Here is a 20759-nt window from a genome sequence, read left to right as displayed (position 1 = left end):
GCTTCTGTGACGTTTGGGCCGTTGTCAGACCGAGGGCCTAGTCTGTGCACCGTGACTTCGCCTGCAACGACGGACAGCGTTCCGCCCCAGCTCAGCGCGGGGCCGCGCCCGGCACCGGGCCCGGCCGCCGACGAGGGGCTGGCGCGGCGGCTGCGCGCGCTCGCCTGCACCGCGCCGCTGCACGACCTCGACGCGCGCAAGGCCAACCTCGCGGGCGAGTACTCGGTGTACGGCATGGCGGAGGTGGCCCTCTCGGCCATCGACCTGGTCACCCTGAACATGGACTTCGACACCGGCGCCGACCACGACCAGATAGTCGCCCGCCTCATCCCGCGCATCGCCGCCCAGGCCCCGCAGCGGCCCGTCGCGGAGCACGAGCGGGTGGCCCGCTGGGTTCTGGAGAACCTGATCAACGTCGGCAGCGTGGACCGTGGATTCCGCGCGGTCTACGGCACTTTCGCGACGGACGGCACCTATGTCCGGCGTGACTACGACTTCAAGCTGATCGAGGAGGTGCCCGGCCCCGGCGGCTCGGTGTATCTCCGCACGACGGACGAGGCCGTCAACGTCCTGGTCGGCGCCCTCGACACCGACGTCACCAGCGCCCAGATCGCCGCCGAGGTCAAGCTGGAGGTGCTGATCAGCCGCGGCCGCCTGGCCGACGCCCAACTCGCCGCCGAGCAGGCCCGGTACCGGACCGTGCAGTACTCGGAGACGCTGCGCCGGGCCCTGGACGCCACCCGGCGCAACGTCCGCGCGGTGGACTGGCTCAACGCCGTGCCCGACATGATCACCGAGGCACTCGACCACGTCGCCGACCGCTACCGCCACGAGAACGCGATCCTCACCAACATCCGCAAGGCCCGGGACGAGTCCGAGGACCCGGAGCAGAAGCGGCGGGCCGCCGAGCTGGTCGACATCGTCAAGGACTGCATCCGCCGCCACACGCAGCTCCAGTCCCGGCTGCTGGAGGCGGGACCGCTGTTCCGCGCCGAGCAGGACCGGCAGGCCTTCGCCACACCCATGACGACGTCGGGGATAGACCTCTACGGGCATCTGGTCGCGCCCGTGCTCCCGCTGCCCCTGGAGCAGGCGGTCCGGGTCACCGACGCGTTCTTCGCACGCGGGACCGGGCTGCGAACGCCGGTGTCGGTGCGGGTCGGTGACCTCGTCGACATACTGCTGACGCCGCCGGTGGAGCGCGAGCACCTCGGCGCGGAGATGCCCGAGCCGGACCTCATCGCCACACCGGACGACAGCCGGTTCAGCGAGGAGCAGCTGGCCTCGGCGATGGAGCTGCTGGATCTGCCCGCCGACGCGCCGCGCCGGTTGTCGGGGCTGCTCGCGGAGGCCCGGCGGCAGGATCCCGAGCTGCCGTATCTGGTGGCCCTGCTGGCGGTTCACGCGGCCAGTCCGGCGGTGGGGACCGCGTACCGGCAGGGCGAGGAGAAGTTGCTGTTCGCCGTGGACGACGGGGCCGAGTTGGACGACCCCGAGTTCGGCGGGGCCGACCTGATCGTGGGGACGGCCCTGCTGGACGCGGCAGGGATGGCCGCGGACAGGACAGAAGCAGCATGAGCCGAGCGACAGTGCAGCAAGGAGACCGACCGTGACCGAGCACGTCGAGTGGAGTGAGCCGGAAGCCGGGCCGGCGCCGGTCACCGCCGCCGTCACGCCCGCCGACGCCGCCGACGCCGCCCGGCTGGTCGCCTTCGGGCTGCAGCCCAAACTGCAGCCCGCGCGGGACCAGGAGTACACCGAGCTGCTGCGGCGCCACCGCGAGGACCCGGCGTTCGCGCGGCTCGCCGACGCGGTGGCCGCCGGCCTCGGGCTCGTCGTGCTGGAGGTCTCCCCGCGCGCGGGGATGGCCGTGACCGCCGCCGAGGACTCCGTGTTCGCCGTGCGGATGGGCGACTACGCGCGACGGACGTCCGCCGACGGCTCGGACCGGTTCCTGCACGGGCTGGCCCATCTCGCCGTGGCCGCCATGGCGTTCCCGCGGCCCGAGGACCTCGCCGACGACGGGTACATCGGGCGGGTGAGCGTCAACGGCGTCGACGCCTTCGTCCGCCAGGCCTGCCGGCGGCTGGAGGAGCGGGCCGACGAACTGGGCGAGAACACCGACCCCGCCACCGACGCACCCGGGCTCGAGGCCGCCTGGCGGATCTGGGTGAGACGCAGCGCGACCGGTGCCACGAAGGACGCGCGCAGACTCGCGGGTTCCACCACCGGCATCGTCGGCAAGGCCGTCGCCTTCCTCACCGACTCCGGCTTCCTCCAGCGCACCGGCGACGACAACGGCGGCACGTACCGCACCACGGCCCGCTACCAGCTCCAGGTGCGGGACATGGCCGGCAGCGCCGCCATGGCCGAGCTGCTGGAACTGGGCGTCGTCCCCGTCACCGACGGCACACCGACGCTGCTGCCCGCCGAGGACACCCACGACGAGCTGGTCGCCGACGCCGGACTGCCGTTCCACTCCTGAACTCCCCCCACCTGCCGAAGACTTACGAGAGTCCGCCATGTACGAGCTGTCCCGGGTCCGCCTCTACTCCATCGGCCCCGCCGGTGCGCGCTATGCCGACACCGTGCTTGACCTGCGCGGCGTCGGCGCGGAAGTGCCCGACCCCGCCCCCACCCAGGCGGAGTTCTTCGAGGACGAGCCCGTCGGCCCGCCGCGCCGCCCCGCGCCCGCCGGGGTGCTCTTCCTGGAGAACGGCGGCGGCAAGTCCGTACTGCTCAAGCTGATCTTCTCCGTCATGCTGCCGGGCCACCGCAACACCCTCGGCGGCGCCAGCTCCGGTGTGCTGCGCAAGTTCCTGCTCGCCGACGACTGCGGGCACGTCGCGCTGGAGTGGCAGCACACGCTGACCGGCGAGTGTGTCGTCGTCGGCAAGGTGAGCGAGTGGCGGGGGCGGCAGGTCTCCAACGACCCGCGGAAGTTCGCCGAGGCCTGGTACTCCTTCCGGCCCGGGCCCGGACTGTCCCTGGACAACCTGCCCGTCGCCGAGTCCACCGCCGTACGGCCGGCCGTCGAGGGCGTCTCCGGAGCGCTGGGCCGGCGCCGCACCATGAAGGGTTTCCGGGACGCCATCACCGAGGCGGGCAAGGCGTATCCGCACCTGGAGGTGCACTGGGAGGAGATCCACGACCGCTGGATCGAACACCTCGGCGACCTCGGCCTCGACCCCGAACTCTTCCGCTACCAGCGGGAGATGAACGCCGACGAGGGTGAGGCCGCCGGCCTCTTCGCGGTCAAGAAGGACTCCGACTTCACCGACCTGCTGCTGCGGGCCGTGACCGACACCCGGGACACCGACGGGCTCGCCGACCTCGTCAGCGGCTTCGGCAACAAGCTCGGCCGCCGGGCCGAGCTGATCGCCGAACGGGACTTCACCGCCGGGTCGGTGGACCTCCTCGGGCGGATCGTCGAGGCCGCCGGGGCACGCTCACGCGCGCGTGACATCCACACCGGCGCCGAACGCCGTACGCGGACGCTGGCCCGCAGACTCTCCGCGCGCGGCGCCCGGGAGCGGGTGCGCGCCGCCGACCTCGCCCAGCGGGTCACGGCCGCCGCGTACGCGGTCACACACGCCGAGGGCTCGCGGGAGCGCAGTGCGCTGATCGCGGCCGAACTCGCCTTCCGGCACGCCTCGCTGGCGCTCGCCGCCGCCGAGAAGTCCGCCGCCGCGCAGAAACGCGAGCTCGCCGACGCCCGCACCCTGCACTCGGCCTGGCAGGCCGCCGAGGCCGTACTGCGACACCGCGCCGCCGCCGACCGCGTCGCGCGCGTGTCCGCCGCGATCCAGGAGGCCGAACGGGACGCGGCCCCCGCGCTGGCCGCCCGGGCCAGGGCCGCCGTCGACCTCGTACGGGCCCTGCACGCGGCCGCGGAGAGCGCCGAGACCCTCGCCAACGAGGGAGAGGAGCGGTCCGCCGCCCTTCAGGAGGTCGGCGAGGCCGCACACCGGGACGCCACCGTCGCCGCCACCGAGGCGCAGCGCGCCCGCAGCGAGGTCGGGCATCTGCGGCAGCGGCTGAGCGAGGTCGAGCAGGAGACCACCGAGGCCGTACGGGCCGGCTGGCTGGACGACAGCGCGCCCGACGCGGACCCGGCGCGCGCGGCCCTCGCGGCCAGCGACGCCGAGAAGACGGCCGTCGCCGCCTGGGACGCCGCGCGCGAGGCCTCGCACCGGGCCGGCGAGCACGCGCGCGAAGCGGGCTCCGCGGAGTCCCGCGCCGAGCTGACGGCGGCACGTGCCGCGGACGCGGCCACGGCGGCCGAGCGGTCCTACGAGGCCGAGAAGCGGCTCGCCGAGGCGCTGGCGGCGGAGCCGCGACTCGCGGAACTGCTCAGCCTGACCGGGGCCTCCGAAGCCGGGCACGGGGGAGTGCCGGTGCCCCGGGCGGGCGCCGACGGTGCGCAGAAGGACGGTCCGGCCGGGCGCGACGAGGCCGAGGAGGCCCTCACCCCCGAGGAACTCGACCGGTTCGCCGACGAGTTGCGCGAGCTGCTCGACGACGCCGTCTCCGCCGCCGAGCGCCACCTCTTCGAGCTGCGCACCGCCGCCGCCGACGACTCCCGCATCCTCGGCGCCCTCGGCGACGGCGGACTGCTGCCGCCGGGCCCTGACGTGCTGGCCACCGTGGAGTTCCTCGGGGAGCACGGCATCCCGGCGCTCCCCGGCTGGCGCTACCTCGCCCAGGCCGTCGACCCCGCCGACCACGCACGCGTGCTGGCCGCCCGGCCCGAGCTCGTCGACGGCGTGATCATCACCGACCCCGACACGCACGCACGGGCCCGCGAGACGCTCAGCGAGGCGGCACTGCTCCCGCGGTCCGCCGTCGCCGTCGGCACGGCCGCCGCCCTGCTCGCCCCGACTCCGGCGCCCGGCACCGGGAGCGAGGCGGTCTTCCTCGTACCGCCCAACCCGGCCATGCACGACGAGCACGCCGCCGACGAGGAGCGACAGACACTGCGGGCCCGGGCGACCGAGCGCGACGACGAGATCCGCTCGCTAGCGGCCCGGCTCGCCAAGGACCGGGAACTGGCCGCGCGGCTGGCCTCCTGGCGTACCGGCTGTCCGGCCGGGCGGCTGGTCGAGCTGGCGCAGACCGCGCACGACACGCGCGCGTTCGCGGAGGAGTCGGAGGCCGAGCTGGCCGAGGCGCGGACCGTGCGGGCCGAGGCCGACGAGGCCGCGGCCGAGGCCGTGCAGGTGCGCGACGAGCGCCAGGAGGCCGCCCAGAAGGCCCGGCGTGCCGCCGACGCCCTCGCGGGACTCGCCTTCCGGCTGCGTGAGCGGGCCGGCTGGCAGGTCAAGCTGCGCGAACTCGCCGACGAGGCCACCGAGTCGGAGACCCGGGCCCAGACCTGTCTGGAGCGCGCCCGGGCCGCCGACGAGGACCGGCGTGCCGCTCAGCGGGCCGCCGACGACGCCCGGCGCACCGCGCGTGCGCTGCGCGCCGAGCGCTCGGAGATCGCGGGCGCCCCCGACGACGTGCCGGAGAGCGACGCCGACGATCCGAAGGCCTCGCTGCCCGCCCTGAGGGAGGCCTATCGGGCCGCCTCGCAGCTGTACGAGAAGGTCGGTGTCGGCGCCGACCTGCGGGCCGAGCAGGCCCGCGCGGAGAGCGAGTCCAGTGCGGCGCTGGCCGACCTGGACCGGCTGAGCAACAAGGTCCGCACCCGCGCGGAGCAGCTCCTGCAGTCGCCCGACGGTTCCGACGGGCCGTCCCGGCAGGCAGCCGCCGCCCGCGCCGAGGAGCTGGTGCAGCTTCTGGAGACGCGGATGTCCACCGCGAGCGAGCAGCTCGGACGGTTGCGCGGTGAGGCCGAGCGGCACGCCCCCGAGGACGGTGAGACGCACACCGAGCTGTCGGCGGAGCTGGAGCCCCGGGACGCTGAGCACGCACAGGCACTGTTGCGCACGGCGACCGCCGAACTCGCCTCCCGCACCGAGGCGTTGACGCAGGCCAGGGAGGCGCACACCGAGCTCCTGGACGCCCACCGTGCCGCCGAGGACGCGGCCGGCGGCTTCGACGAGATCGCCGCGATGCTGCGCGACCTGCTGCGCGAGCACACCTCCGACGAGGACCAGGAGGAGACGGAGCCGTACCCGGGCAGCCCGGAGGAGGCCCGGCAGTCCGCCGCCGAGGCCCGCCGGTCGCTGCGCGGCTGCGCAGCCGACCTGTCCGCCGCCGAGACCGCCGTACGCGAGGCCAGCGACATCCTCGTCCGCCACGCCAACTCCACGCGCTACGAGCAGGTCCGCACCCCCGCGCGTCAGCAGATCCGCGAACTGCCCGCGTCCGCCCTGCCGGAGCACGCCCAGAAGTGGGCGGACGCCTTCGCGCCCCGACTGCGGGTCCTCACCGACGAGTTGGCGCAGCTGGAGCGGAACCGGGACTCGATCGTCGACCGGTTGCGCGGGCTCGTCGAGTCGGCGCTGGCGACCCTGCGATCCGCCCAGCGGCTGTCCCGGCTGCCCGAGGGGCTCGGCGAGTGGTCCGGGCAGGAGTTCCTGCGGATCCGCTTCGAGGAGCCCGACCAGGCGACGCTGACCGAGCGGCTGGGCGAGGTCATCGACGAGGCCACGCGCGCGGCGGTGAAGAAGAACTCCGATCTGCGGCGCGACGGAATGTCCCTGCTGCTGCGGGGAGTCGGGGCCGCACTGCAGCCCAAGGGGATCGCCGTCGAGATCCTCAAGCCGGATGCCGTGCTGAGAGCCGAGCGCGTACCGGTCGGGCAGATGGGCGATGTGTTCTCCGGTGGCCAGCTGCTCACGGCGGCCATCGCGCTGTACTGCACCATGGCCGCGCTGCGGTCGAACGACCGGGGGCGCGACAAGCACCGGCACGCGGGCACGCTCTTCCTGGACAACCCGATCGGTCGCGCCAACGCGACCTATCTGCTGGAGCTCCAGCGGGCGGTGTCGGATGCCCTGGGTGTCCAACTCCTGTACACCACGGGCCTGTTCGACACCACGGCACTCGCCGAGTTCCCGCTGGTCATCAGGTTGCGCAATGACGCCGACCTCAGGGCGGGCCTGAAGTACATCAGCGTGGAGGAGCACCTCCGCCCGGGACTGCCGCAACAGACCCGGTCGGAGGAAGCGGGCCACAGCGAGATCACGGCGACACGGATGTTCAAGCGGCCGACGCAGACGACGTCCTGAGCGCAGGGCCGGTGCGTGGGCCGGTGTCGCCTCTCAGGAGTGCGACAACTGCCCCGCGCCGCCCCGCCGCTGTATCCGGGCCTGGGCCCGCTCCGCGGCCCGCGTCTGGCGCCGGGTCCTGCGCCGCTCGCGCCGCAGAGCCCGGGCGGTGCTGCTCGGAACCGACACGACGCCGTTGCGCTGGTTCCACACCTGACGGGTCACCCAGATGTCCAGGGCGCCCCACGTCGCCACCACGGTGCTCGCCACACTGCTGAGGACCATCGGGAACGCCAGCCAGGATCCGGCCAGTGTGCACAGGAACGCCACCATCGCCTGGACCAGCGTCACGGCGATGATCAGAACCGCTCGCACCGCCGACCTGCGTACGGGATCGGGCATCCGACGCCGCGGCGCGGCCTCGTCGATCCACAACGGCCGGTAGTATGGCTCCTCTTCCGGCGGGGCGTGGTCAGTGGTCCCGGACCGGGTCCCGCCCTCGTGCGCTGGAATGTCGCGATCCAGCGCCTCGGGACTCCGCTGCTCCGTCAAGTGCGCCTCAGCGCCGTCCACGAGCGCCGCTTGCCGCTCCGCCGTGCCCATCACCGTGTCACTCCCCACCGCCAGCAGACCCCTTGCTCCGTGTGCGAACACACGTCTCCCCAGTGGCTGCCCGGCTTGCGCTGTTTTACGCCGCCCGGATGCGGGATGCGGCTCGTGTGGCCGATTCCGCACCCATTTCCCGAAGAGAAGGACGAACGAGACGCTCTGAAGATTCCCAAGAAACGAAAAGTTCTGGCCAACTGGTCAGCCGTTACGGCCGGATCGGTGTGAGCTGTCGACGGGTGTTTCGGGGAGGCAATCTCCCGCAATGCCCGGACAACTCACCATCTCGCGTCACCGGTACGGAAGTTCGCCTTCCGGACGGGTCTTCGAGTTAACTGCGTGACGGTAGTAGGCTCGCGCCGTTTGTTGACGTACATGTGTACCCCCGGCCGGCGGGGGTCGAGCTGGGGGAGGCCATGCGCTTTCGCGGGAAGTCGATCCGCCGGAAGATCGTGGCGCTGCTTCTCGTGCCGCTGGTGTCCCTGACAGCGATCTGGGGCTTCGCCACGGTACTCACGGGACGGGCGGTCGCCCAGCTGTTCCACGTGTCGACGGTCGTCGAGGACCTCGGCTATCCCACCGAGGACACCCTCCGTGTCCTCCAACAGGAACGCCGCCAGACCCTCGTCTATCTGGCCGACCCACGGGCCTCGGACGCGCTTGCCTCGCTCCGTGAGACCCGCACGGCCACCGACGACGCCATCGCCAAGATCCGTAAGAGCGCGAAGGACCCCGACCTCCGCGACGGCATGGACCAGGACGACGAGGAACGTCTCACCGCCGTCCTGGACGCCTTCGACGGCGTCGATTCCCTGCGCCGCAGCGTCGAGGAAGACGCGGTGAACCGCTTCCAGGCCCTCGAGCGCTACAACCGCCTCGTGGACCCCTGCTATGCCCTGCTGGCCTCCCTCGACGGGGTGGACAGCGTGGAGATGGACAAGCAGGCCCGCGCCCTCGTCAACATCACCCGCGCTCGCGAACTCCTCTCCCGCGAGGACGCCCTGCTCGGCTCCGCCCTCGTGGTCGGCGACCTGACGCACGGAGAGATCCGCGAGGTCTCCGACCTGATCGCGCAGCGCAACGTGCTCTACGACATCAGCCTGCCGGTGCTGCCCGCGGCGGAACGCGAGCGCTACGACCGGTTCTGGAAGAACGCGTCCACCGCGTCGCTGCGCTCCGCCGAGAAGATCGTCGTCGACTCCGAGCCCGGCGCCCCGCGTTTCATCACCGCCAAGAGCTGGGACGCCACCGCCGCCAGCGTGCTCGAAGAACTCGCCACCCTCAACGACCAGGCGGGCGACCGCTATCAGGACCGGGTGCAGCCGGTGGCGATGGGCGTCATCCTCAAGGCGGCCTTCGCCGGTGTCCTCGGCCTGCTCGCCCTGCTCTTCTCGGTCGTCCTCTCCGTGCGTATCGGCCGCGGTCTCATCCGCGACCTGCGGCAGCTGCGCCTCGAGGCCCACGAGGCGTCCGGCGTACGGCTCCCGAGCGTCATGCGCAGGCTGTCCGCGGGCGAACAGGTCGACGTGGAGACCGAGGTCCCGCGTCTGGAGTACGACAAGAACGAGATGGGCGAGGTCGGCCAGGCCCTCAACACCCTGCAGCGCGCCGCCGTCGAGGCCGCCGTCAAGCAGGCCGAACTCCGCGGCGGGGTCTCCGAGGTCTTCGTGAACCTCGCCCGCCGCAGCCAGGTACTCCTGCACAAGCAGCTGACCCTGCTCGACACCATGGAGCGCCGGACCGAGGACACCGACGAACTCGCCGACCTGTTCCGCCTCGACCACCTGACCACCCGTATGCGTCGCCATGCCGAGGGCCTCGTGATCCTCTCCGGCGCCGCCCCCTCCCGGCAGTGGCGCAAGCCCGTCCAGCTCATGGACGTCGTACGCGCCGCCGTCGCCGAGGTCGAGGACTACGAGCGCATCGAGGTCCGCCGGCTGCCGCGGGTCGCCGTCACCGGTCCGGCGGTCGCGGACCTCACCCACCTGGTCGCCGAACTCCTGGAGAACGCCACGGTGTTCTCCCCGCCGCACACCGCGGTCCAGGTGCTGGGCGAGCGCGTCGCCAACGGCTTCACCCTGGAGATCCACGACCGCGGCCTCGGCATGGCGGCCGACGCCCTCCTGGACGCCAACCTCCGGCTCGCGGAGACACCGGAGTTCGAGCTGTCCGACACCGACCGGCTGGGCCTGTTCGTGGTCAGTCGGCTCGCCCAGCGGCAGAACGTCCGGGTCTCGCTCCAGCCGTCGCCGTACGGCGGCACGACGGCCGTCGTGTTCATCCCGAACACCCTGCTGACGGACGACATCCCGGACACCAACGGCCTCGGCTTCCGCCTGGACCGCCCCCAGCCCTCCAAGGAGGCCGAGCTGGAGGAAGCCCGCCGGGCCCAGCTCGCCCACGCGGCGGTGCCGCTGCCCGGACTCACGGGAGGCCTCCTGGACGGCCCCGTCGAGCTGGAGGCGCCCGTCGACCTGGACGCCATCGACGACTTCCCCGGCGCGCTCGACGACGAGGACAGCGAACGCGGCGGACTGTTCCGCCCGCGCCGCTCCCTGGTCCGTACGGACGCCACCCAGGGCGAGGACCGCCACGACGTCCCCGACCACGACCAGAACGCCCCGGTGCCGCTGCCCCGCCGCCACACCCCCAAGCTGGTCAGTTCGCACGGCCGCCCGGTGACCGAGCAGCGGGAGCAGGGCGACGACGAGGCCCCCACGGGCCCGAACCGGTCGTTCCCCCAGGAGGCGCCGCCCCTGCCCGCCCGCAGGCGCACCACGGGGCCGCAACGCCGCGCCACCGATGTCGCCGACCGCCGCGACGAGCAGCGCGCCGAAGCCCCGGCGGCCAACGGACGCGAACCCGGCGGAGCGCCGCACGGCGCTTCCGCCCTTCCGAGGCGCACCCGGCGCGCCGAGATCGCGTCGAGCGGTGCGGCCGAGCCCTTCAAGCCCGCTCCAGAGGGCGTCGCACCCCACCGGAGCGGCCCCGGCGCCGCCCTGGAGCGGACCGGCACCCGCCCCGGGCCCCAGGAGACCGGAGCCGAGACCACGCCCCAGCCGATCGGACGCGGTGCCGCGCCGCGGGAGACCGCCCCGGGCACCGGCCCGCTGCCCCGCCGCGTACGCCAGGCCAACCTGGCCCCGCAGCTGAAGCAGAGTCCGGCCGGACGCCGCACCGACGACAGCACGGGGTTCGACGAGCGGGACGCCGACCAGGTACGCAGCCGTATGGCATCGCTCCAGCGCGGCTGGCAGCGCGGCCGTGCGGAGAACGATGCCGTGGGCGATGACACCCAGAGCGGCACAGCACCACGAGGAACTAAGGGGGACGGTCGATGACCGCACCGAAGGCGACCGGCCACAGCACGACCAACTCCGGCGAGCTCAACTGGCTCCTGGACGACCTGGTCGACCGGGTCGCAAGCATCCGCAAGGCCGTCGTGCTCTCCGGCGACGGGCTGGCGACGGGGGTCTCCAAGGACCTGACGAGGGAGGACGGCGAGCACCTGGCCGCCGTCGCCTCCGGCTTCCACAGCCTCGCCAAGGGCGTGGGCCGCCACTTCGAGGCGGGCAACGTCCGGCAGACGGTCGTCGAGCTCGACGACGCCTTCTTGTTCGTGACGGCCGCCGGCGACGGCAGCTGCCTCGCCGTCCTCTCCGACGCGGACTCCGACGTCGGCCTGGTCGCCTACGAGATGACGCTCCTCGTCAAGAGGGTCGGTGTACATCTGGCCTCGACTCCGCGCACCGATCTGCCTCAGGGCGGGTAGTGAGATGACATGAGCACAGACGGTCAGGGAAGAAGTCACTGGTTCGACGACGAGGCCGGACCGGTCGTCCGTCCGTACGCCATGACGCGTGGCCGCACCACCAGTGCGGCCCAGCATCGCCTCGACCTCATCGCGGTGGTCGTCGCGGAGGTTCAGGCGGACGACCCCGAGGGCGACCACACGCTGTCCCCGGAGCACGTGGACATCGTCGACCTGTGCCGGGACGCCCCGCAGTCGGTCGCCGAGCTGTCCTCCGAACTCGACCTGCCCATCGGCGTGGTACGGGTCCTCGTGGGCGACCTCGTGGACGCGGAGTTCGTCCATGTGAACCGGCCTGTGCCGCCCGCCGAGCTGCCCGACGAGAGCATTCTGCGCGATGTGATCAACGGCCTCCGGGCGCTCTGACCGAGTGCCCCGCCCGCGAAGGCGGCCGTTCCCCCGGCGCCGCGAACCGCCCACGGACGGTCCTGGGGAACGTGGCCGCACGCCCGTCGTCCCGTCGAGCGGATCAGGCGTCGCACCAGTGCTCCCGATATGATCTGACCGATCGTCGACAACCATCCGCAGACGGTCTGCCGCCACTCTGCGGATACGGTGCCGAACAGCGCGATCGGGGAGACGGACGTGACGACAGGCTGGCAGTTCTGGGTCGACCGGGGCGGCACCTTCACGGACATCGTCGCGCGTCGCCCGGACGGCCGACTGCTCACGCACAAACTGCTCTCCGACAACCCGGGCCGCTATACCGACGCCGCGGTCACCGGAGTCCGTGACCTGCTGAACGGCTCCCAGGACCCCGTGGAAGCCGTCCGCATGGGCACCACCGTCGCCACCAACGCCCTCCTGGAACGCAAGGGCGAGCGGACCCTCCTGATCGTCACCCGCGGTTTCCGCGACGCCCTGCGCATCGCCTACCAGAACCGCCCCCACATCTTCGCCCGCCGCATCGACCTCCCCGCGCTGCTCCACGAGCGGGTCGTCGAGGTCGACGAGCGCATCTCCGCCGACGGCACCGTCCTGCGCGCCCCCGACCTGGACGCCCTCACCGGCCCTCTCCAGGAGGCGTACGACGACGGGATCCGCGCGGTCGCCGTCGTCTGCATGCACAGCCACCTCCACCCCGCCCACGAACAGGCCGTGGGACAGCTGGCGGCCCGGATCGGCTTCCCACAGATCTCGCTGTCCAGCGAGGTCAGCCCGCTGATGAAGCTGGTCCCGCGCGGGGACACCGCCGTCGTCGACGCCTACCTCTCGCCCGTGCTGCGCCGCTACGTCCAGCAGGTCGCCGACGAACTCCACGGCGTACGGCTGATGTTCATGCAGTCCAACGGCGGTCTCGCCGAGGCCGGTCAGTTCCGCGGCAAGGACGCCATCCTGTCCGGTCCCGCCGGCGGGATCGTCGGCATGGCTCGGATGTCGCAGCTCGCCGGCTTCGACCGCGTCATCGGCTTCGACATGGGCGGCACCTCCACCGACGTCTCCCACTTCGCCGGCGAGTACGAACGCGTCTTCACCACACAGATCGCCGGCGTCCGGCTGCGCGCCCCCATGCTCGACATCCACACCGTCGCGGCGGGCGGCGGCTCGGTTCTCCACTTCGACGGCTCCCGCTACCGCGTAGGGCCGGACTCGGCGGGAGCGGACCCGGGCCCCGCCTGCTACCGCGGGGGCGGCCCGCTGGCCGTCACCGACGCCAACGTCATGCTCGGCCGCATCCAACCCGCCCACTTCCCCAGGGTGTTCGGCCCCGACGGCGACCAGCCCCTCGACGCGGACCTCGTCCGCGAACGCTTCGCCGCCCTCGCGCGCGAGATCCGAGAGCGGACCGGCGACGAGCGCACGCCCGAGCAGGTCGCCGAGGGCTACCTCCAGATCGCGGTCGCCAACATCGCCAACGCCGTGAAGCGGATCTCCGTCCAGAAGGGCCACGACGTCACCCGCTACGCGCTCACCACCTTCGGTGGTGCCGGCGGCCAGCACGCCTGCATGGTCGCCGAGTCGCTGGGCATCCGCACCGTCCTCGTGCCGCCCATGGCCGGTGTCCTGTCCGCACTCGGCATCGGCCTCGCCGACACCACCGCCATGCGGGAACAGTCCGTCGAGGCCCCCCTGGAGGCCGGCGCGATGCCGGGCGTCCTCAAGACCGCCGACGACCTGGAGAGCGCCGCCCGCGCCGAACTCCACGCCGAGGACGTCCCCGACGACCGCGTCCGCGTCACCCGCCGCGCCCAGCTCCGCTACGACGGGACCGACACCACCCTCACCGTCGAGCTGACCGAGCCCGGCGAGATGCGCCAGGTCTTCGAAGCACGTCATCGCGCCACGTACTCCTTCACGCTCGACCGCCCGATCGTCGTCGAAGCCCTCTCCGTCGAAGCCACCGGCATCACACAACCCCCCGATCTCTCGGCCCTGACCCCGTACCGAGGCCGCACCGCCGCTCCCGGAACCGTCCGCCTCCACACGGGCGGCGCCTGGCGCGACGTACCCCTCCACCGCCGCGAGGACCTGCCGCCCGGCGAGATGGTCACCGGCCCCGCGATCATCACCGAGGCCGGCACGACGACCGTCGTCGACGACGGCTGGCAGGCCGTTTCGCGAGACGACGGGCATCTGGTCATGGAACGCACGGCGATTACGGAGAGTTCCGATCTCGACACGAAAGCCGACCCGGTTCTTCTCGAGGTCTTCAACAACCTCTTCATGTCCATCGCCGAACAGATGGGCGCCCGCCTCGAATCCACGGCCCAGTCCGTCAACATCAAGGAGCGTCTGGACTTCTCCTGCGCCCTCTTCGATCCGGACGGAAACCTGGTGGCCAACGCCCCACACATCCCCGTCCACCTGGGCTCGATGGGCACCAGCGTCAAGGAGGTCATCCGGCGGCGCGCCGCCGGGATGCGGCCGGGGGACACCTACGCGGTCAACGACCCGTACCACGGCGGAACCCATCTTCCGGACGTCACGGTGATCACCCCGGTCTTCGACGCCGAAAGCACGGAGAGTGACCGGAAACTCCTCTTCTACGTCGCCTCCCGGGGCCACCACGCCGAGATCGGCGGCATCGCCCCGGGCTCCATGCCCGCGAACAGCCGCACCATCGAGGAGGAGGGAATCCTCTTCGACAACTGGCTGCTCGCCGAGAACGGCCGCTTCCGCGAGGACGAGACCCGCCGCCTCCTCACCGAGGGGCACTACCCCTCCCGCAACCCGAACACCAACCTCGCCGACCTGCGCGCCCAGATCGCCGCCAACCAGAAGGGCGTCGACGAAGTCGCCCGCATGATCGAGAACTTCGGCCTCGACGTCGTCCAGGCGTACATGCGACACGTCCAGGACAACGCCGAGGAAGCCGTACGCCGGGTCATCGACGCCCTCGACGACGGCGAGTACGCCTACGAGACCGACTCGGGCGCCGTCATCCGCGTACGCGTGAGCGTGGACCGCGACGACCGCTCCGCCACCGTCGACTTCACCGGCACCTCGGATCAGCTGGACAGCAACTTCAACGCCCCGTTCGCGGTGGTCAACGCGGCCGTCCTGTATGTCTTCCGGACCCTCGTCGCCGACGACATCCCCCTCAACGACGGCTGTCTGCGTCCCCTGAGGATCGTCGTCCCGTCCGGCTCGATGCTCGCGCCGCAACCGCCGGCCGCCGTCGTCGCCGGCAACGTCGAGACCTCCCAGGCCATCACCGGCGCCCTGTACGCGGCGCTCGGCGTCCAGGCCGAGGGCTCCGGCACCATGAACAACGTCACCTTCGGCAACGCCCACCACCAGTACTACGAGACCGTCGCCTCCGGATCCGGTGCGGGCGACGGCTTCCCCGGCGCGCCCGTCGTCCAGACCCATATGACCAACTCGCGGCTCACCGACCCCGAGGTCCTGGAGTGGCGACTGCCGGTCCGGCTCGACGAGTTCGCCGTACGGCAGGACAGCGGAGGCGCCGGGCGGTGGCGTGGCGGGGACGGTGCGGTACGCCGCATCCGGTTCCTGGAGCCCATGACCGTCTCCACCCTCTCCCAGCACCGCCGGGTGCCGCCGTACGGCATGGCGGGCGGCGCCCCCGGCGCGCTGGGCGCCAACCGCGTGGAGCGCGCGGACGGCACGGTCACCGACCTCGGCGGCAGCGACGCGGCCGACGTCGGCCCCGGCGACGTACTCGTCATCGAAACCCCCGGCGGCGGAGGCTACGGCCCACCGTCGCCCCACCCCCACCAAGCAGGAGAAGAGACCGATGATCTTCGGGCGTTCTGAGCGCGGCAAGCCCCCGGTCGAGCCCGTCACGTTCAAGATCCTGGTGGCCGGCGGCTTCGGCGTGGGCAAGACCACGCTCGTGGGCGCGGTCAGCGAGATCAGGCCGCTGCGCACCGAGGAACTGCTCACCGAGGCAGGACGCCCGGTCGACGACATCAGCGGTGTCGAGAGCAAGAGCACCACCACCGTGGCCATGGACTTCGGGCGTATCACCCTCCGCGAGGACCTGGTCCTGTACCTCTTCGGGACGCCCGGGCAGGAACGGTTCTGGTTCATGTGGGACGAGCTCTCCGAGGGCGCGCTCGGTGCCGTCGTGCTCGCCGACACCCGCCGTCTGGAGGACTGCTTCGCCGCCGTCGACTACTTCGAGCGGCGCTCCATCCCCTTCGTGATCGGTGTCAACTGCTTCGAGGGCGCTGCCCGTTACCCCGTCGAGGAGGTCCGTCAGGCCCTCGACCTCGACGAGGACGTACCGCTCCTGCTCACCGACGCCCGCGACCGCGCGTCGGTCAAGGAGGTCCTCATCGGCGTGGTCCGGCACGCGATGGCCTACGCGGCGGAGCGCCGCCAGACCGCCGTCACGACCTGACCCACGGGTACGGCCCGTACCCCCGCCGACCGGGGTACGGGCCGCGCTTCATGAGCACCACGCGTGCGTACGTTGTCGCAGCGCACGCACGCGTGCCGCTAGTTGTCCCCGTCCTCCTGCCAGCCGAAGCTCTTCTCCACGGCCTTGCGCCAGTTGTGGTACTCACGGTCCCGCACCGACGACTCCATGGCGGGCGTCCACTCGACGTCCTTCTGCCAGTGCGACTTGAGCTGGTCCAGGTCGTTCCACACGCCCGTGGCCAGCCCGGCGGCGTAGGCCGCGCCCAGGCAGGTCGTCTCGGAGACCATCGGGCGGACCACCGGCACATCGAGTACGTCCGCCTGGTGCTGCATCAGCAGGTTGTTCTTGGTCATGCCGCCGTCGACCTTCAGGGTCGTGATGTGCACCCCGGAGTCCTGGAACATGGCGTCCACGACCTCCCGGGTCTGCCAGCTCGTCGCCTCCAGCACCGCGCGCGCGAGGTGTGCCTTCGTCACGTACCGGGTGAGCCCGGTGATGACACCGCGCGCGTCGGAGCGCCAATAGGGCGCGAACAGGCCGGAGAACGCGGGCACGATGTACGCACCGCCGTTGTCCTCGACGCTCGCCGCCAGCGGCTCGATCTCGTCGGCGGTACGGATGATGCCGAGCTGGTCCCGGAACCACTGGACGAGCGCGCCCGTGATGGCGATCGACCCCTCCAGGCAGTAGACCGGCGCCTCACTGCCGATCTTGTACCCCATCGTCGTCAGCAGCCCGCTCTTCGACGGCACCGGGCGGTTGCCGGTGTTGAGCAGCAGGAAACTGCCCGTGCCGTAGGTGTTCTTCGCCGTGCCCACGTCGTAGCAGGCCTGTCCGAACACGGCCGCCTGCTGGTCGCCGAGGGCCGAAGCGACCGGCACACCGGCGAGTTGGCCGACAGCGGTGCCGTAGACCTCGGCCGAGGACCTGATCTCGGGCAGGATCGCCTCCGGGATGTTCATCGCGGAGAGGATGGACTGGTCCCACTGGAGGGTCTCGAGGTTCATCAGCATGGTGCGGCCGGCATTCGTGACGTCCGTGACGTGCCGTCCGCCGTCCGTGCCGCCGGTGAGGTTCCAGATCAGCCAGGAGTCGATGGTGCCGAAGGCGATCTCGCCGTTCTCGGCACGCGCGCGGAGCCCGGGCACGTTGTCGAGCAGCCAGGCCGCCTTCGGCCCCGAGAAGTACGTGGCCAGCGGCAGCCCGGTCTGCTCACGGAAACGGTCCTGCCCGTCCGAGCCGCCGAGTTGGTTGGTCAGCGCCGCGGTGCGGGTGTCCTGCCACACGATCGCGTTGTGCACGGGCTTGCCGGTGGCGCGGTCCCACAGGACCGTCGTCTCGCGTTGGTTGGTGATGCCGAGTGCGCTGAGCTGGTCGGCGCGCAGCCCGGCCTTGGCGATCGCTCCGGCCACCACCGCCTGCACCTTGGACCAGATCTCGGTGGCGTCGTGCTCCACCCAGCCGGGCTTGGGGAAGATCTGCCGGTGCTCGCGCTGGTCGACGGCGACGATGGCGCCGTCGTGGTTGAAGACGATGCAACGGCTGGAGGTGGTGCCCTGATCGATCGCGGCGACGAACTTGTCCGTCATGGCGTCCCCTTCGTCGGATGCTTCAGAACGCTGCGTTGAAGATGACCCCGGACAGAGCGCCGCCGATCAGCGGCCCCACCACCGGGATCCACGCGTAACCCCAGTCCGAGGTGCCCTTGTTGGGGATCGGGAGCAAGGCGTGGGTGATGCGCGGGCCCAGGTCACGGGCCGGGTTGATGGCGTACCCCGTGGGACCGCCGAGCGACAGACCGATGCCGACCACCAGGAACGCGACGATCAGAATCGCGGTGCCCGACGTACCGAGACCCTCGGTCAGACCGAAGGCGAGGATCGGCAGCACCAGGCCGACGGTCGCGATGATCTCCGTGATGAGGTTCGCCACGGGATTGCGGATCGTGGGCGCGGTCGAGAAGATCCCCAGCGTCGGCTGCGCCTTGTCCTCCTCGGCGTTGGCCTGGAACTGGGCGAAGTAGGTCAGCCAGCAGAGGACCGCGCCGAGGACGGCGCCGACCATCTGCCCGGCGATGTAGATGTGGACCTGGTCCCAGTCGCCCGTGTCGATGGCGATCCCGAGCGTCACCGCCGGGTTGAGGTGGCCGCCGGACAGCGGCGCGGCGGTGTAGGCCCCGGCGAGCACGCCGAAACCCCAGCCGAACGCGATGACCACCCAGCCCGCGTCCTTCGCCTTCGAGTAGTTCAGTACGACGGCGGCGACCACTCCCGCGCCGAAGAGGATCAGGATCGCGGTCCCGATGATCTCACCGAGAAATACGTCTCCGTTGCTCATGGCGGCTCCTAGGCCCAGGCCCGGGGTGATCGACCCCGGTCCTCCGTGCAGGGTGCGTTTCCCATGGCGACTTCAGCCGAAGGCAGGGAGATCCCGCGCCCCGCTCGGCGTCCGTGACGAGCGTGCCGTTGCAGCCGAATCGCCCGTGGGGGAACGGACCTTGACTCTGGGGGCCCGCGCAGCGCGGTGCGTGGATACGCCGAGAATGTACGACGATGTCGACTGACATCGGAAGTGTTCACCGGTGTCCAGAAGGCGTCAAGGATGCGGACGGCAACGGTTGAGGGCACGAGCCCGCTTCGTGGCGAGCCGCTCACCCCGCGCCGGGTTCCGCCACCCCGCATGCCGCGGTCGCGGCGGAGGCCCCGGCGCCACGCCGGATCTCGTGCCCGGGCAGGCCCGCACGGCCCAGCACCCAACTCGCCCCACCGATCGACTTCGCGGCCTTCTTCAGCGGCGCCAGCCAGGCCGCCGCCTGCCGGTGGTCCGTGACACTGCCCGGCGTGCACAACACCGTGGCCAGGGACAACGACACCGAATGCCCGCCCGCGGACCAGGGAGCGTCCAGCACCGAGGCGGCCACCGGATCCAGCCCGTCCGGATCGGCCAGCACGAGGAAGTCGTCCCCACCGATGTGGCCCACGTGGGTGCTGCCCGACGCCGCATGCTGCAGCGCCCGCCCCACCGACCGGATCAACTCGTCGCCCGCCGCGAACCCGGCCCCGTCGTTGACCTGCTTGAAGTGGTCCACGTCCAGCCAACTCAGCGCGAACGTCCGCCCGTCCGCGATCCGCCGGTCCACCTCGCCGGTGATCGCGTCCGAACCGGGCAGCCGCGTCAGCGGATTGAGACCGGCGGCCTCCTCCACCCGGGACTCGGCCAACGCCCGTACGAGATCGGCGAGACGTACGGCGCCGACGCACCGGCCGTACCGGTCCACGACGGCCACGTCGTCCGAGGTGCGGTCCCGGTCACCGACCGCCACCACGTCCAGCACCTCCCACGCGGTGGCGTCGATGCCCACCGTGCGCGGCGGATCGCCCAGCTTGGCGGCGGGGCGATCGGCGTAGAGGGCGTGCCCGTAGCGCCCCGACATCGACAGCAGGAAGCGGGAGCGGTGCACCGACCGGACCGGGACCCCGTGCGCGTCCACGAGCAGTACCCCGGACACCTCCGGTGACCCAGTCAGCAGCGCCCGCACACGGCCCGCGGACGCGGTGGCGGCCAGCAGCGCGGCGGGCCGTACGAACTGGCGGACCGACGGCCCCGACCGTGCCGGCGCGGCGGCGCCGGGGGAGCGGGGTGGCACGTACACGTCCGCGGCGGGCAGCCGGGCCGGGGGAGCGAACAGGTTGCCCTGCGCCATCTGTGCGCCCGCCGACACCGCGGCCGCACACTGGAGTTCGGTCTCCACACCCTCGACCGACAGCAGCGCCCCCAACTGGTCGCACAGCGTTCGCATCGCCCGCACCGCCGGGGGCCGGGCCAGCAGCGAGGCGTCGAGCTTCACCAGGTCGGGCGCGAGGTCGGTGAGCAGCCGCAGAGGTACGTCTCCGTCCCCGACGCCGTCCGCGCAGATCCGGAACCCCTGGCCGCGCAGCGCGTCCACCGCCTCCAGCAGCGCCTGCTGCGGAACATGCGTGTACGGCGGCCCGACGTCGATCGTCACCTCCCAGGGGAGCCTGCCCGCCGCACGCACGGCGGCGTGCAGCGGGGTGAGCCCGCCGAGGTCGGCGAGGGTGCCGGCGAACACGTTGACGTGCAGCGGCAGCAGCGTTTCCCGGCGCGCCGCGGCCCGGACCGCCGACACGGCCAGCCTGCCGTCGAGTTCCGGATCGCGGCGGGCCTCGGCCAGGATGTCGCCGGTCTCCGGGCGGGCGAGTATCTCCAGCGCCGCGACTCCTCCGGTCGTCAGATTGACCACCGGCTGGAAGGCGAAGCGGAGAGTGTCCGTCCAGGAGTGCACGGCAGCATGATCGCGCCGCGGGCGCTCGCCAGAGCGCAGTTCATGAGACGTTCA

At 72.1% G+C, this 20759-nt stretch carries 12 protein-coding genes; 8 read left to right on the top strand and 4 right to left on the bottom strand.

Annotated features, from left to right (window positions below; all coding sequences use genetic code 11):
- Positions 1–51: 51 nt before the first annotated feature.
- Genes ACIOHP_RS17805 through ACIOHP_RS17795 form a run of 3 tightly spaced genes read left to right on the top strand, consistent with a single transcriptional unit; the run spans position 52 to position 7178 of the window.
- Positions 52–1578 carry a hypothetical protein gene (locus tag ACIOHP_RS17805; RefSeq protein ID WP_361555443.1) on the top strand — a complete coding sequence of 509 codons (1527 nt, stop codon included), beginning with the start codon at positions 52–54 and terminating at the stop codon, positions 1576–1578.
- Positions 1579–1609: 31 nt separating this feature from the next.
- Positions 1610–2485, top strand: coding sequence for a hypothetical protein (locus ACIOHP_RS17800; RefSeq protein WP_361555441.1), 876 nt, complete (start codon positions 1610–1612; stop codon positions 2483–2485).
- 37 nt (positions 2486–2522) lie between these two features.
- Positions 2523–7178 (top strand): hypothetical protein, encoded by a 4656-nt coding sequence (locus ACIOHP_RS17795; protein WP_401888436.1) that lies wholly within the window; start codon positions 2523–2525, stop codon positions 7176–7178.
- Positions 7179–7211: 33 nt separating this feature from the next.
- Here the strand turns inward: ACIOHP_RS17795 and ACIOHP_RS17790 are convergent, their stop codons facing one another.
- Entirely contained in the window at positions 7212–7760 is a 549-nt protein-coding gene (locus ACIOHP_RS17790; RefSeq protein ID WP_361555627.1) for a hypothetical protein, read from the bottom strand.
- Positions 7761–8179: 419 nt separating this feature from the next.
- Here ACIOHP_RS17790 and ACIOHP_RS17785 point away from each other — a divergent pair, with 419 nt between their 5' ends.
- From ACIOHP_RS17785 to ACIOHP_RS17765, 5 genes are all read left to right on the top strand, one after another.
- Positions 8180–11104: a nitrate- and nitrite sensing domain-containing protein gene (locus ACIOHP_RS17785; protein ID WP_401888434.1), complete on the top strand. Its 2925-nt coding sequence runs from the start codon at positions 8180–8182 to the stop codon at positions 11102–11104.
- Positions 11101–11535 (top strand): roadblock/LC7 domain-containing protein, encoded by a 435-nt coding sequence (locus ACIOHP_RS17780; protein WP_046262091.1) that lies wholly within the window; start codon positions 11101–11103, stop codon positions 11533–11535. Before ACIOHP_RS17785 ends, ACIOHP_RS17780 begins: the two co-directional genes overlap by 4 nt.
- A gap of 9 nt (positions 11536–11544) precedes the next feature.
- On the top strand, positions 11545–11940 hold the full coding sequence (locus ACIOHP_RS17775; RefSeq protein WP_361487482.1) for a DUF742 domain-containing protein: 396 nt from the start codon (positions 11545–11547) through the stop codon (positions 11938–11940).
- 219 nt (positions 11941–12159) lie between these two features.
- Positions 12160–15792, top strand: a complete 3633-nt coding sequence (locus tag ACIOHP_RS17770; RefSeq protein ID WP_401888430.1) for a hydantoinase B/oxoprolinase family protein — start codon at positions 12160–12162, stop codon at positions 15790–15792.
- The gene (locus tag ACIOHP_RS17765; protein WP_307033444.1) at positions 15773–16381 is read left to right on the top strand and encodes an ATP/GTP-binding protein; all 609 of its coding nucleotides are present in this window, start codon (positions 15773–15775) and stop codon (positions 16379–16381) included. The genes ACIOHP_RS17770 and ACIOHP_RS17765 overlap by 20 nt, the downstream gene beginning before the upstream one ends.
- A gap of 98 nt (positions 16382–16479) precedes the next feature.
- Here ACIOHP_RS17765 and glpK read toward each other — a convergent pair whose 3' ends face one another.
- The 3 genes from glpK to ACIOHP_RS17750 all read right to left on the bottom strand — a co-directional run bounded on the left by glpK (position 16480) and on the right by ACIOHP_RS17750 (position 20705).
- Entirely contained in the window at positions 16480–17991 is a 1512-nt protein-coding gene (gene glpK / locus ACIOHP_RS17760) for a glycerol kinase GlpK (RefSeq protein WP_401888427.1), read from the bottom strand.
- A gap of 22 nt (positions 17992–18013) precedes the next feature.
- Positions 18014–18739 (bottom strand): MIP/aquaporin family protein, encoded by a 726-nt coding sequence (locus ACIOHP_RS17755; RefSeq protein WP_361555428.1) that lies wholly within the window; start codon positions 18737–18739, stop codon positions 18014–18016.
- Between the two features lie 313 nt (positions 18740–19052).
- Complete coding sequence (locus tag ACIOHP_RS17750; RefSeq protein ID WP_401888423.1) at positions 19053–20705, bottom strand: EAL domain-containing protein; 1653 nt, start codon at positions 20703–20705, stop codon at positions 19053–19055.
- Positions 20706–20759 lie beyond the last annotated feature (54 nt).

The organism is Streptomyces sp. NPDC087859 (assembly GCF_044742595.1).
GTDB lineage: Bacteria > Actinomycetota > Actinomycetes > Streptomycetales > Streptomycetaceae > Streptomyces > Streptomyces canus_F.
The sequence above is the reverse complement of the archived record's forward strand: the minus strand, read 5'-3'. Positions and strand labels throughout refer to the sequence as shown.